Origin of the sequence: Lichenifustis flavocetrariae (assembly GCF_026130545.1) — a bacterium.
Taxonomy (GTDB): domain Bacteria; phylum Pseudomonadota; class Alphaproteobacteria; order Rhizobiales; family Beijerinckiaceae; genus Lichenihabitans; species Lichenihabitans flavocetrariae.
Map to the genome: position 1 here is coordinate 36013 of NZ_JAMOIM010000004.1, position 12913 is coordinate 48925.

Annotated in this window: 12 protein-coding genes; 3 read left to right on the forward strand and 9 right to left on the reverse strand. The window is 64.8% G+C overall.

Features of this window, described 5'->3' with window-relative positions; genetic code table 11:
* Window positions 1-6 precede the first annotated feature (6 nt).
* From M8523_RS07590 to iolB, 5 genes are all read right to left on the reverse strand, one after another.
* The gene (locus M8523_RS07590; RefSeq protein WP_282584246.1) at window positions 7-696 is read right to left on the reverse strand and encodes a glutathione S-transferase family protein; all 690 of its coding nucleotides are present in this window, start codon (window positions 694-696) and stop codon (window positions 7-9) included.
* 97 nt (window positions 697-793) lie between these two features.
* Window positions 794-1960, reverse strand: coding sequence for a DNA replication/repair protein RecF (recF, locus tag M8523_RS07595; RefSeq protein ID WP_282584247.1), 1167 nt, complete (start codon window positions 1958-1960; stop codon window positions 794-796).
* Window positions 1961-1992: 32 nt separating this feature from the next.
* Window positions 1993-3111: a DNA polymerase III subunit beta gene (dnaN, locus tag M8523_RS07600; protein ID WP_282584248.1), complete on the reverse strand. Its 1119-nt coding sequence runs from the start codon at window positions 3109-3111 to the stop codon at window positions 1993-1995.
* 130 nt (window positions 3112-3241) lie between these two features.
* Window positions 3242-3508 (reverse strand): hypothetical protein, encoded by a 267-nt coding sequence (locus tag M8523_RS07605; RefSeq protein WP_282584249.1) that lies wholly within the window; start codon window positions 3506-3508, stop codon window positions 3242-3244.
* A 93-nt stretch (window positions 3509-3601) separates the two neighbouring features.
* Window positions 3602-4405 carry a 5-deoxy-glucuronate isomerase gene (gene iolB / locus M8523_RS07610; RefSeq protein ID WP_282584250.1) on the reverse strand — a complete coding sequence of 268 codons (804 nt, stop codon included), beginning with the start codon at window positions 4403-4405 and terminating at the stop codon, window positions 3602-3604.
* 169 nt (window positions 4406-4574) lie between these two features.
* On the opposite strand from iolB, the gene M8523_RS07615 reads away from it, so the two are divergent.
* The 3 genes from M8523_RS07615 (at window position 4575) to M8523_RS07625 (ending at window position 8477) form a co-directional block, all read left to right on the forward strand.
* Window positions 4575-5792, forward strand: coding sequence for a mandelate racemase/muconate lactonizing enzyme family protein (locus M8523_RS07615; RefSeq protein WP_282584251.1), 1218 nt, complete (start codon window positions 4575-4577; stop codon window positions 5790-5792).
* A gap of 17 nt (window positions 5793-5809) precedes the next feature.
* The gene (locus M8523_RS07620; protein WP_282584252.1) at window positions 5810-7435 is read left to right on the forward strand and encodes a GMC family oxidoreductase; all 1626 of its coding nucleotides are present in this window, start codon (window positions 5810-5812) and stop codon (window positions 7433-7435) included.
* 457 nt (window positions 7436-7892) lie between these two features.
* Complete coding sequence (locus M8523_RS07625; protein ID WP_282584253.1) at window positions 7893-8477, forward strand: tetratricopeptide repeat protein; 585 nt, start codon at window positions 7893-7895, stop codon at window positions 8475-8477.
* Here the strand turns inward: M8523_RS07625 and M8523_RS07630 are convergent.
* The 4 genes from M8523_RS07630 to M8523_RS07645 form a co-directional block, all read right to left on the reverse strand.
* Complete coding sequence (locus tag M8523_RS07630) at window positions 8433-9179, reverse strand: hypothetical protein (RefSeq protein WP_282584254.1); 747 nt, start codon at window positions 9177-9179, stop codon at window positions 8433-8435. The two genes, M8523_RS07625 and M8523_RS07630, sit on opposite strands and share 45 nt — an antisense overlap.
* Window positions 9180-9229: 50 nt before the next feature.
* The gene (gene glpK / locus M8523_RS07635) at window positions 9230-10726 is read right to left on the reverse strand and encodes a glycerol kinase GlpK (RefSeq protein WP_282584255.1); all 1497 of its coding nucleotides are present in this window, start codon (window positions 10724-10726) and stop codon (window positions 9230-9232) included.
* A gap of 61 nt (window positions 10727-10787) precedes the next feature.
* Window positions 10788-12557 carry an ABC transporter substrate-binding protein gene (locus M8523_RS07640; protein ID WP_282584256.1) on the reverse strand — a complete coding sequence of 590 codons (1770 nt, stop codon included), beginning with the start codon at window positions 12555-12557 and terminating at the stop codon, window positions 10788-10790.
* Window positions 12558-12614: 57 nt separating this feature from the next.
* Entirely contained in the window at window positions 12615-12908 is a 294-nt protein-coding gene (locus tag M8523_RS07645; RefSeq protein ID WP_282584257.1) for a DUF2160 domain-containing protein, read from the reverse strand.
* Window positions 12909-12913 lie beyond the last annotated feature (5 nt).

Sequence of the window (12913 nt, forward strand, 5' to 3'; positions counted from 1 at the left end):
GTTCGGTCAGACGACAGCGGCGCGGAGGTCATCCACGATCGTGCCCGACGCCCGCGCTTCCCGTTCGTGGCCCTCCTCGCGGAACGTCTCCGCGAGAGCGTCGGCGTACCACTGCCGCATGGCCGGAAGCGCGAGCAGTCGCTCCGCGTAGGCCGTCGCGGCGCCATTCAGCTGCAGCCCGAAGGTCTGGATGCGAAACGCCACCGGCGCGAAGAAGGAGTCCACCGCCGTAAAGGCGGCACCGGCCAGATAGGGGCCGCCGAAGCGCCCGAGACCCTCGCTCCAGACTTCGTCGATGCGGGAGATGTCGCGCCGCAAGTCGTCCGGCATCTCGACGAGCGCAATGCGCAGGCCGCAGTTCATGCCGCAGCGGTTGCGCAGGGCCGAGAAGCCGGAATGCATCTCGGCCGCCGCGCAGCGGGCCCAGGCACGGGCTTTGGGGTCGGATGGCCAGACACCGTCGTGGCGCTCCGCCAGATACTCCGTGATCCCGAGGGAGTCCCACACCGCTGTCTCGCCGTCGTGCAGGCAGGGCACGGTGCCGTTCGGCGCGAAGCTGCGGAACAGGGCGCGGTTGTCGGTCGACCCGAAACGCACCTGATGCTCCTCGAAGGGAATGCCACGCTGCCGCATCAGGACCCAGGGGCGGAGCGACCAGGAGGAGTAGTTCTTGTTGGCGATGAACAGGCGATACATTGGCGGGCAGTCCCGTTACGATTGTTGCGATCCAACCTATGAGCTTCGGGTCACCGACGCCAAGCATCGTTCCCGATGGAGATCCGTCGCCGGCCAGTCAGGCGGCGACCGCCTGTCCCGGTGTGACGACAAACGTGCTGACGGGTCCTTGCAGGCCCGCAAAGGCGCCCGGATCGGCTCCAGTCATGAACACCTGGCCGCCGATCTCCATCAGGCGTCCAAACAGCGCGTCGCGCCGCGACGGGTCGAAATGGGCCGCCACTTCGTCGAGCAGCAGGGTCGGCGCCATGCCGCTCATGGCCGCCACGAGATGCGCCTGGGCCAGCACGAGGCCAACCAGAAGCGCCTTCTGTTCGCCGGTCGAGGCCCGTTCCGCCGCGATGTCCTTGGGGCCGTGTCGCACCAGAAGATCCGAAAGGTGCGGGCCGACCGTGGTGCGCCCCGCCGCCATGTCGCGGCTGCGATTGGCGCGCAGCAGGTCGCGATAACGATCCTCCGCTTCCAGCGCCGGACCTTGTGCCACGAGGGATTCGATCTCGCCCGTGAGCGCCAGCGCGGACCAGGGAAACGGCGAGGCGTCGTCCCGCTCGGCTGCGATGAGGTTTGCGAGGCGCGCGACCGTTTCATGGCGCGCGGCCGCGACCGCCACGCCAAGCGTCGCGACTTCGTGTTCGGCCGCTTCCGCCCAAGCGCGGTCGAGCCCCGTCTGGCGTCCGTCCTCCAGGATCCGGTTACGATTGCGCAGGGCGCGGTCGAGCGCCGCCACACGTGAGGCATGATCGGCATCGATCGTCAGGACGAGGCGGTCGAGGAAGCGGCGGCGCTCGGCCGCGGGGCCGCTGAAGAGCCCGTCCATGCTCGGCGTGAGCCAGACGATGCGCAGGTGCTCCGCGAAGGCGCGGGCCGACGCCACGGGGGCTCGTTCAATCCGGCATTTGCGACCGCTTTCGGGCGGCTCGACGCCGGTGCCGAGCCGAACCGGATCGTCACTCGATCCGGAGTCCGCGTGCGTGATGGCAGCCGCGACAGCCCATCCTCCGTGGCCGCCGCTCCGCGCACATTCCGCCATCTCGGCGCGGCGCAAACCACGACCTGGCGCCAGCAGCGAGATCGCTTCCAGAATGTTGGTCTTGCCAGCGCCATTGTCGCCGGTCAGCACCACCATCGGGTTCTCGAAGGCCAGATCGAGCGACGGGTAGGAGCGGAAATCCGTGAGCTTGAGCTGCGCGATGCGCGGCAGGAGGTGAGCGCGGGGCGGCGACATCACATCGTACAGCGGAGAGGGTCAGGGCGTGGCTAGACTCGCATCGGCATCAGCACATAGAGCGCTGGAGAATCATCGCGGTCTTGGATCAGGGTCGGCGAGCCGGCATCGTTCAGCTTCAGAAGCGCCGTGTCGCTGTCGAGTTGGGCCGCGATGTCGAGCAGGTAGCGGGCATTGAAGCCGATGTCGATCGGCGCGGCATCATAGTCGACGTCGAGTTCCTCGGTGGCCGATCCCGAATCCGGATTGTTGACGCTCAAGGTCAATTTGCCGTCCGCGATGGCCAGTTTCACGGCGCGTCCGCGCTCGGACGAGATGGTGGAGACGCGGTCGACCGCCTGCTGGAACGGCGCCCGATCCACGATGAGCCGCTTGTCGTTGCCGGTGGGAATGACCCGGGCATAATCCGGGAAGGTGCCGTCGATCAGCTTCGATGTGAGGATGACGCCGCCAAAGGTGAAGCGGATTTTCGAGGTCGACAGTTCCACCGTGACGTCGGCGTTCGGGTCCTCGATCAGCTTCTGCACCTCCGCCACGGCTTTGCGCGGCACGATGATGCCCGGCATATCGGCCGATCCCTCGGGCGCCGCGATCTGCACCCGTGCGAGGCGATGCCCGTCCGTCGAGACGGCGCGCATCATGGTCGCGCCATCGACGTCGAGCGTGTGCATGAAGATGCCATTCAAGTAATAGCGGGTCTCTTCGGTCGAGATCGCGAATTGCGTCTTGTCGATCAGTCCCTTGAGCTGCGCCGCCTTGAGCGTGAATTTGTGGGTCAGATCGCCGGCCGAAATGTCCGGAAAGTCCGTCTCGGGCAGGCATTGCAACTGAAAGCGCGAGCGCCCGGAGCGCAGCAGCAACTGACTGGTGTCGCCCGTCATGTCGAGTGTGACCTGGCTGCCGTCGGAGAATTTGCGGACGATGTCGTGCAGCACATGGGCCGGGAGCGTGGTGCTGCCGGCCTGGCCGACCTCGGCCGGGATCTCCTCCGTCACTTCGAGGTCGAGGTCGGTGGCCTTCAAGGTCATAGCCTGACCTTGGGCGCGCACGAGGACATTCGACAGAATCGGAATCGTGGTTCGTCGCTCGACCACCCGATGCACATGGCTCAAGGACCGAAGCAGGGACGCGCGTTCCAGTGTCACTTTCATCGTGCGGTCCCATAGTGTCGTGAAAAGACCTCCGCCCGAATTGTCAGGTGAAGGGCGCCGACTTTTGCGCATGGCTCGCGAATTCGCAAGCCTCCTTTGCGGTCGGCCGATCTGCGGTGGCGCCTGCCTGTCAGGCGGCGCCGGGTCGCGCCTGCCGGGTTCCGCGCGACTCCGGCGGCAGTCGGATCAACAGTCGGCTGCGGGCTTCGACGGTCGCGAAGGCCAGGGCATCGGCCGCGAATTCGGCGACCGGCCGGGTAGCATCGGGTGCCGCCCGTGTGTGGATTAGCGTGAGCCCGTCGGCCTCGGGAGAGACTTCGAACACGAATACGTGCCCCTGCTCGGTTTCCCAAACCGCGATACCGGTGTCACTCGCCCGCACCAATTGAAAACTCACGCGTCGTCCTCCCAGACTGGCGACGCATGTAGAGGATGAATGGCACGGATTTGCGGCGTTGGGCCGCGATGCGCCCCGACACGGGACCGAGAGCTAAGCGAGCATCCATTCGTGGGCCGGGTCGTTGTGGAACCGCCAAATACGCGTCGGCCCTGCCATCACGTTCAGATAGTACAAGGTGTAGCCGTGCGGCGCGGCGCAGGGGTGATAGCCGCGCGGCACCAGCACCACGTCGCGATCGGCGAAGCTGATCGACTCGTCGAGCGAGCGATCATCGGTATAGACGCGCTGCATGCCGTAGCCCTGCGGCGGGTTCAGACGGTGATAATAGGTTTCCTCGAGCAGGCTTTCGGCCGGGAGATTGTCCTGGTCGTGCTTGTGGGGCGGATAGCTCGACCAATTGCCGGGCGGAGTGATCACCTCGACGACCAGCAGGCTTTCGGCTTCGGCTTCCTCGGGCAGGATGTTGCGGACGTGGCGGACGTTCGACCCCTTTCCACGCGTGAGCGTGCCCACCTGTTCCGGCCCGATCAGCCGGGCCGGGTAGCGTCCCGTCCCGGGCGCCGCGCAGACCGCGAGCTCGCACGGGCCCTGCGCCACGACGGTCCAATCGGCCTTGGCCGGCACGTAGACCGACCAGGGCAGACCTTCGAAAACCGACAGACGCTCGCCGATGACCCCGAAGTCGCGACCGCCGCCGGTCACGTGCGCCTTGCCCGAGACGATTACGAGGCAGATCTCCTGGTCGCCTGTGGGGCGTTCGAGCTTCTGCCCGTCGGCAAGGTCGAACACCTCGAACCCCACATAGGTCCAGCCGGCGCTCTCCGGCGTCACGTGATGGATCCGGTTGTCGGTATCGGGCCGCTGCGGGTGCACCAGGAGAGGGGAGGGCGCCATGGTCGTTTCCCTATGTTTGAGCGCTCTTTCGGGCGATGACTCTGTTTAGCGTAACGCCCGCGGACGTCACCAGGGCGAATGTTCCGGATGCCGCCTTGGCGGCGGGGCTCCGCATAGGCTATTGCGCAGAACGGCCTCGCGTCACGGCACCTGCGGACATGTTCCCGTTATGAAGATCACCTCCCTTTCGATCCATGTGGTCGCCGTGCCCCCACCGCATCTTGGCGGCATGTACTGGATCTTCGTCCGAATCCAGACCGCCTGCGGGATCGAGGGGATCGGCGAGATCTATTCGACGGCGTTCCATCCCCAGGCTCTCGTGCCGTTGATCGAAGACGTTTTCGGGCGGCATCTCTTCGGCCACGATCCGCACCATGTGGAGCGCTTCTGGCGATCGGCCTTCTCGTCCGGTTTCACGCAGCGGCCTGACCCGACCGTGATGGGGATCGTTTCGGGTCTGGAGATCGCCTGCTGGGACATCATCGGCAAGGCGGCCGGCAAGCCCGTCTACGAGCTGATGGGTGGCCGCGTCCACGAAAAGCTCCGCGCCTATACCTACCTCTATCCCAAGGGTCCTGACGGCGACTTCGACTTCAACGACCCCGATCTGGCCGCGACCTGCGCGGCCGAGATGGTCGAGATGGGGTTCACCGCAGTCAAGTTCGATCCCGCCGGGCCCTACACGAACTATTCCGGGCACCAGCTCTCGATGGGCGTGCTCGATCGGTGCGAAACCTTCTGCCGCAAGATCCGCGAGGCGGTGGGGAGCCGGGCCGATCTCCTGTTCGGCACACACGGCCAGATGGTGCCGTCCTCCGCGTCGCGGTTGGCACGCCGCCTCGAGCGCTACGATCCGCTCTGGTTCGAGGAGCCGGTGCCGCCCGGCCAGGAGGAGGCCATGGCCGAGGTCGCGCGCAAGACCACGATCCCGATCGCCACGGGCGAGCGGCTGACCACCAAATACGAGTTCCTGCGCGTGCTGCAGACGGGCGCCGCCTCGATCCTGCAAATGAATGTCGGTCGGGTCGGCGGCCTCCTCGAGGCTAAGAAGATCGCCGGCATGGCAGAGGCCTTCTATGCCCAGGTGGCGCCGCATCTCTACAACGGCCCGGTCGGCGCGGCGGCCAGCATCCAACTGGCCGTGACCCTGCCGAACTTCCTGATCCAGGAGGCTATCCTGGATTTCGGCGACTTCCATGCCGCCTGCCTCAAGACCAAGATCACGTTCGAGGACGGCTATCTGATCCCCTCACGCGAACCGGGACTGGGGATCGAGCTCGATCTGTCGGTGGTGGAACGCCATTCGCCCTATACGGGCGAGCGCCTGCACCTGCAGATGGCCGACAAGCCTGCCGACGCCAAGGATTTCGCCCCGGCGCGGGGCTGAGGTTGGTTCGATCGACCATGGATGACTTCGACTACGTGATCGTCGGCGCGGGCTCGGCCGGTTGCATTCTGGCGAGCCGGCTCAGCGAGAGTGGCGAATACAGAGTGGCGCTCATCGAGGCCGGGGGCCCGGACGATTCCTTCTGGTTCCGCATTCCGGTCGGCTATGCGCGCAGCTATTTCGACCCGCGCGTGAACTGGATGTATTCGACCGAACCCGAGCGAGAACTCGGCGACCGCCGCATCTATACGCCGCGCGGCAAGGTGCAGGGTGGATCGGGCTCGATCAACGCCATGATCTTCGTGCGGGGCGCGGCGCAGGATTTCGACGATTGGGCCGAGGTCAGCAGCCCCGACTGGCGTTTCGAGGCTGTGCTGCCGTATTTCCGCAAGCTCGAAACCCACGCGGATGGCGGTTCCGACTGGCACGGCGACCAAGGACCGATCCATGTCACGCCGATGCGCGACGGCATTCACCCCGTCACGAAGGTCTTTCTCGATGCCTGCCGTGAACTTCAATTGCCGCTCAATCGCGACTTCAACGGCGCCAGCCTGGAAGGGGCCGGCGTCTACGACATCTCGACCCGGCTTGGGCGGCGCTCCTCGTCGAGCTTCGAATATCTCCGCCCGGCTTTGAAGCGGCCCAACCTGACGATCCTGCGCAACGCGCATGCCCAGCGGGTGCTATTCGATGACGCGCGGCGCGCGGTGGGGGTCGACATCCTGCAGGATCGCATGGTGCGGCGAATCGCAGCACGACGCGAGATCATTTTGGCGGCCGGTGCGGTCGGCTCGCCAAAGCTGCTTCAGCTCTCCGGGATCGGCGATGGCGCGACGCTGCGCGCAGGTGGAGTCGAAGTGCTGCACGACCTGCCGGCAGTCGGCTGGAACCTGCAAGACCATCTCTGTGCGAGTTTCTATTACCACTCCCGGATCCCGACCCTGAATGGGGCCTTCGGCAGCCGGTTTGGCCAGGCAGCGCTCGGTCTACGCTATCTGCTGACCCGCAAGGGGCCGTTCGCGATGAGCGTCAATCAGGCCGGAGGATTCTTCCGTGGAACCCCGGCTGAAGCGCGCCCGAACATCCAGCTCTATTTCAATCCGCTCTCCTACCGCGTTCCGGAAAACCCCAGGAGCGGCCTGAAGCCCGAGCCCTATCCGGGCTTTCTTCTGGCGTTCAATGCCTGCCGGCCGTCGAGCCGTGGGGCTGTCACGATCGACGGGCCGGACCCGGAGGCCGCGCCTCTTATCCGGCCGAACTATCTTTCCACGGACCACGACCGCAGCGAAGCCGTGCAAGGCGCGCGTCTGGCCCGCCGCATCATGGAGGCACCTTCGCTGCGAGATGTGACGCTGGCCGAAATGCCACCTTCGGCCGAAGCGTCGACGGATGCCGATCTCCTCGCCTGGTTCCGCCAGTCGTCAGGCTCGATCTACCATCTCTGCGGCAGTTGCGGCATGGGGCGTGATCCACAGCGTTCGGTGGTCGATGCCAAGCTGCGCGTCCACGGTTTGCCAAATCTGCGCGTGGTGGATGCGTCGATCTTTCCCAACGTGACCACAGGAAACATCAACGCGCCGACGATGATGGTCGCTGAGAAAGGGGCTGCAATCATCCTGGCGGACACGCGATCGTCAGCTTGAGCTAAGCCATCGCTGTTTCGCATATCTGCCTTGCAGAGGGTCGGCGATTGTGCTCTATAACGGCTCCTAGACAAAAAAAGAGCCGCCCGAAGGCGGCCCAAGTCTAGGGAGGAAACGCCCAAGAAGGGCATGCAGCGCGAACGCTGCAAAGCGAATATGATCTTGCAGTGCACAAATGTCAACCCCCGCTCTGGGGGTTTTCATGTTTTGGCTTGAGGATGCCGGCCGCCGACCTGTCGCGGAAAAGAAGGCTGGCTCTCTCACGATCTTTTTGGCCGCGGCTCCGATCTTTGCTGTTTGCTGTCTGGACATGACATCGAGTGAACTGGACCGGCGGAGGGCGTCGGCGCGGCACCTTTTTGAACAAGGGGAGTCCGCCCTCAGGAGAGGTGATATCGGCAGAGCCGGGGAGGCTTTCGAGGCGGCGGCGTGGGAAGCACCCGACTGGCCTGATCCTGTGTTCTCCCATTGCCTCGTGCTTTTGGAGCGAGCCGAACCGGCGGCAGTCAAGCTTCTGCAGGATCTGCTCACACGTTACCCGGATCACGCACCGGGTTGGGAGGCGATAGGACAGGCGCTTTTGAGAGCCCGCAAGGCCGAGGCGGCACTCGCCTGTTTCGAACGGGCGACGCACGTCAGCCCAAGCTGTACGCGTGCCATGGGACGCGGCTCGGCCCTCCGGATGTTGGGACGAGTCGCGGAGGCCCGGGATGCATTCGATGAGGCTGGCCGCCTCGACCCGCACTCCGGGCGTGCGACCTTCCTGCTGGCGCTGTCCGCACAGGATCTGCAGGACTTTGCCGCCGCCCGCGACGGCTATCTGCGTGTCCTGGCGAACAACCCTGAACTCGTCGAGGCGCACGTCAATCTCGGGACGGTGTTGCAGGCCATGGGCGATCTCGAAGGAGCCAAGCAGGCCTATGGAGCCGCCGTACGGCAGCGGGGCGACACCTTCGGCCGCGTGAGCCAGGCCATGACGATGTCGCCCAAGGGCGAGCTATGGCTCGACCTCGAAAGTCTCCGGCGTCACCTCGCCGGCTGAGCGCGGCCGTTTGACCCGATAGGACTTTCGATAGACGCCGGGTTGCCCGAGCAGGGCCTGGGCCGTGTTTTCGTAGGATCGTTGTCGCGCGGCGTCGAAGGGCTCGCAGACCAGATCGAGTGGCGCACGCGCCACCGGAAAACACTGGGCGACCGGTGTGCCACGGGGCAGGGTGCCCTCGAAATCGGGGTTGGTCCAGACAGCGGGGAACAGGATGCCCACGTCGGTGAACCGGTCGGCGTCGACCATGCCGGTCAAAAGGCGGAACGGCAGGTCGTCGCGGTTCACCGGATGCGTGGCGAAGAGCGAATAGCCCGCCTCCAGCTCGATCGTCCAGAAGCTGTTGAACTTCACCACCGCACGGTCTTCACGGTGGAACGGTGTTCCGGTCACCTGAGCCGGCACATGGAAGGACAGCGGCGAGCGGGGATGCGCTTCGACCGACAAGGGTGGCAGGTCCCAGTCCCACGACAGTCGTCCCTCGGCGACCGTCACGTCGCAGGGCAGCGGGATGATGAAGCCGTGGCTCATCGCATCGACGAAGGGCGGACAGTGCTTCACCGTGCGTACATCGGCGGCGTGAACTTGCGAAAAGGCCGTGGCCGGCATGGCGCGCAGCCAATCGGGAAGCTTCGTCCGCGCCGGCACGGGCCGTTCGAGCCGGTCGATGAGGGCGGGGTCACAGCGGAAGGTGATCTGCACTGTCTTAGCTGGTCTCCCCGATCGTCATGAGACCATGCGGTGACGACAAGCTACGGCTTCAACACCGTCCGGGCAATCGCCGCGCGCCAGCCGGTCACCTTCGCGTGTCGGGTCGCTGCGTCCATGCCCGGTGTGAACCGCTTGTCGCAGTGCCAGGCTTTGGCGAAGATTTCGGGCTCCGGATATAGGCCTGATTGCAGGCCCGCCAGGTAGCCGGCGCCCAATGCCGTCGTCTCCAGCACCACGGGGCGGTCGACTGGCGCATCGATCATGTCGGCGACGCTCTGCATGGTCCAGTCGCTTGCGCTCATGCCGCCATCGGCGCGGATCACGGCCGCGGCACCATCTCCCGCGTTGAAATCGGCCCGCATGGCCTCGACAAGGTCGAGCGTCTGATAGGCAACGCTTTCGAGCGCTGCTCGGGCGATCTCGCGCCGGGTCGTGCCGCGCGTGATGCCGACGATCGTGCCCCGCGCGTCGGCATCCCAGATGGGTGCGCCGAGGCCCACGAAGGCCGGCACAAGATAGACATGCTGATCCGGATCGGATTGCGCCGCGAGTTGCCCGGTTTCGGCCGAGGAGCGGACGATGCCGAGACCGTCGCGCAGCCACTGAACCGTTGCGCCAGCCGCAAAGATAGAGCCCTCGATGGCATAGTGCCGCCTGCCTTTGAGCTGGTAGGCGACCGTTGTGAGCAGGCGATGCGTGGACGCAACCGGCGAGGTGCCGGTGTTCAACAGCACGAAGGCGCCCGTGCCGAATGTCGATTTCACCATGCCGGGATCAAAACAGGCCTGGCCGATCAGGGCCGCCTGCTGGTCGCCCGCGATGCCACGGATCGGCAGGGCTTCACCCAGATGTGAAGCGGCTGCCGTGCCGAACTCGGCGGCACAGTCGCGGACCTCCGGCAGCATCGCGGCCGGCACCCCGAACAGGGCGAGAAGATCCGTGTCCCATTGCCCGGAATGGATATCGAAGAGCGCCGTGCGCGACGCGTTGGTGGCATCGGTCGCGTGCACTTTGCCGTTCGTGAATTGCCACAGAAGATAGCTGTCGACCGTGCCGAACGCGAGTTCGCCGCGCTCGGCACGCGCCCGCGCGCCGGACACATGATCGAGCAGCCACGCAATCTTTGTGGCCGAAAAATAGGGGTCGAGCAGCAGGCCCGACGTTTTCTGGACGAGTGCTTCCGCGCCGTCCTGCTTCAAGTCGGCGCAGGCCTGAGCCGTGCGGCGGTCTTGCCAGACGATGGCATTGTGGATCGGCGCGCCCGTCTTTCGGTCCCAGATGACCACGGTTTCGCGCTGGTTGGTGATGCCGAGCGCCGCAATCGTCAGCCCCTGGTCGGTCGCCTTCGCGAGGGCGATGCGCGCCGTCGACAGCGTCGTGCGCCAGAGGTCCTTCGGGTCGTGCTCGACCCAGCCCGGATAAGGGTAGAATTGCGGAAACTCCTCCTGCGCCGTCGCCACCGGCAAGGCATCGGGCCCGAACACGATGGCGCGGGTCGAGGTGGTGCCTTGGTCGATGACGAGGATGGCGGGAGGCATTTGGGGGCTCGCGGGTAATGATCCCTTCTCCCGCTCAGGCGGGAGAAGGGAGTGTCGGTCGTCAGGCCTTCTTGGGTGGGGTCGACGGCCAGCTCTTGACGAGCGTGTCGTAGTCGACCGTTTCGCCTTGTGGCTTCTCGTTGGCCATCTTGCGCTGGGGCGCGAGGTTGCCGTCCTTCTCAGCCTGGGCAAACCAATATTCGGCGGTCTGCTCCTTGTTCATCTTCGGTCCGAGCTTGCCTTGCACACCGGACTTCTCGATGCGGGCCATGATCGCGTCCTGGTCGCGGGCGAGACCATCCATCGCCTGCTGCGGCGTTACTTGGCCCGAAATCGCATTGGCGATGTTCTGCCACCACACCTGGGCCATCTTGCCGTAGTCGGGCACGTTCACGCCGGTGGGCGTCCACTGCTTGCGGGCCGGGCTGCGATAGAACTCGACGAGACCACCGACCTTTGGCGCCAGTTCGGTCATGGCCGGGTGCCAGACGTCGCTTTCGCGGATCAGATGAAGCGTCGTCAGCGCCTTCTTCAGCGTCACGCTTTTCGAGGTGGTAAACTGGGCATAGAGCCAGCCAGCCTTCACATGCTCGATCGGCGCATATTTCAGCATGGTCCAGCAACCGACGTCCTGGTAGCCGAGCTTCATGCCCTCTTTCCAGTAGGCGCCATGCGGCGAGGGTGCCATGCGCCACTTCGGCGTGCCGTCCTCGTTCATCACCGGGCCGGGCTGACGTGCCGAGTCGGTGAAGGCCGAGTACCAGAAGATCTGCTGCGCGATATGGCCCTGGCCGACCACAGGGCCGGATTCGAGGAAGTCCATGCCGGCTGCTTCCGGGGGCGCGTATTTCTTCAGCCACTCGATATATTTGGTCAGAGCGTAGACGGCGGCAGGGCCGTTGGCGTCGCCGCCGCGAGTGATCGAGGAGCCGACCGGCAGGCCGTTTTCGAGACGGATGCCCCATTCGTCGACGGGCTTGCCATTCGGCAGACCGCGGTCGCCAGCGCCGGCCATGGAAAGCCAGGCATCGGTGAAACGCCAGCCAAGCGACGGGTCCTTCTTGCCGTAATCCATATGGCCATAGACCTTCTGGCCATCGATCTCCTTCACCTCGTTGGTGAAGAAGTCGGCGATGTCTTCGTAGGCCGACCAGTTCACCGGCACGCCGAGTTCGTAGCCGTACTTCTTCTTGAAGGCGGCCTTCAGCTCCGGCTTCTGGAACCAGTCGTAGCGGAACCAATAGAGGTTCGCGAATTGCTGGTCGGGCAGCTGGTAGAGCTTGCCGTCCGTGAAGGTGCCGAAGCTCAGACCCATGAAGTCTTCGAGGTCGAGTGTCGGGCTCGTGACATCCTTGCCGCTCTTCGCCATGAAGTCGGTCAGCGAACCGTCGACAATGTCGTTGTAGCGCGGATGGGTGCCGATGAAATCGGAATCGTTCATCCAGAAGTCGTAGATCGGGCGACCCGACTGCATTTCGACTTCGATCTTATCGACGAGCGTTCCCTCGTCCATGATGTCGTGCTTGACCTCGATGCCGGTGATTTCGGCAAAGGCCTTGGTCAGGGTCTTCGACTCGTAGTCATGAACCTTGAGGGATTCCGAAACGCAGCTCAGCTTCATGCCCGCGTAGGGCTTGGCGGCGTTGATAAACCATTCCATCTCCGCCATCTGCTGGTCTTTCGACAGGGTTGACGGCTGAAATTCGTTGTCCACCCACTTTTTCGCGGCATCCATTTTCTGCGCGAAGCTCGGGGTGCTTTTGATGACCCCTGCCGCACCGGCGACGCCCACAGCGGCGGCGCCCTTCAACACTGATCGACGATCAACCATTGCGTTCCTCCTAGATAGGCCGGCTGCATTATTGCCCCGGTTCTTGCTTTTGGTTCTTCAGGCGAAGCGGAACATCGCCGCCGCCATCAGCAGCGCTACGACCGCGGGGTAGAGAGGGTTGTCTCCGCCGATCTTGATGAAGAACAGAAAAATGAAGGCCGCGAGAATGAGCGACACGAAGAAGCGGTCGCCACGAGTCGTGGCGAACCCGAGGATGCCGACACGCGGCGTCTCCGGCCGCACAACGGCCAGCGTCGTCAGAATGGCCAAGCAGGCCGCGATGCTGCCGAAGAAAACCATCGTCTGCCAGGTCCAGGCCATCCAGCCGAGGTGTTCGGAAAGGTAGTCCATGCCAG

Bases quoted from the DNA above. Each gene is read 5' to 3' on its own strand.
- M8523_RS07620 (WP_282584252.1), top strand. From the start codon at position 5,810: ATGGATGACTTCGACTACGTGATCGTCGGCGCGGGCTCGGCCGGTTGC.
- M8523_RS07645 (WP_282584257.1), bottom strand. From the start codon at position 12,908: ATGGACTACCTTTCCGAACACCTCGGCTGGATGGCCTGGACCTGGCAG.
- M8523_RS07615 (WP_282584251.1), top strand. From the start codon at position 4,575: ATGAAGATCACCTCCCTTTCGATCCATGTGGTCGCCGTGCCCCCACCG.
- M8523_RS07590 (WP_282584246.1), bottom strand. From the start codon at position 696: ATGTATCGCCTGTTCATCGCCAACAAGAACTACTCCTCCTGGTCGCTC.
- glpK (WP_282584255.1), bottom strand. From the start codon at position 10,726: ATGCCTCCCGCCATCCTCGTCATCGACCAAGGCACCACCTCGACCCGC.
- iolB (WP_282584250.1), bottom strand. From the start codon at position 4,405: ATGGCGCCCTCCCCTCTCCTGGTGCACCCGCAGCGGCCCGATACCGAC.
- M8523_RS07640 (WP_282584256.1), bottom strand. From the start codon at position 12,557: ATGGTTGATCGTCGATCAGTGTTGAAGGGCGCCGCCGCTGTGGGCGTC.
- dnaN (WP_282584248.1), bottom strand. From the start codon at position 3,111: ATGAAAGTGACACTGGAACGCGCGTCCCTGCTTCGGTCCTTGAGCCAT.
- recF (WP_282584247.1), bottom strand. From the start codon at position 1,960: ATGTCGCCGCCCCGCGCTCACCTCCTGCCGCGCATCGCGCAGCTCAAG.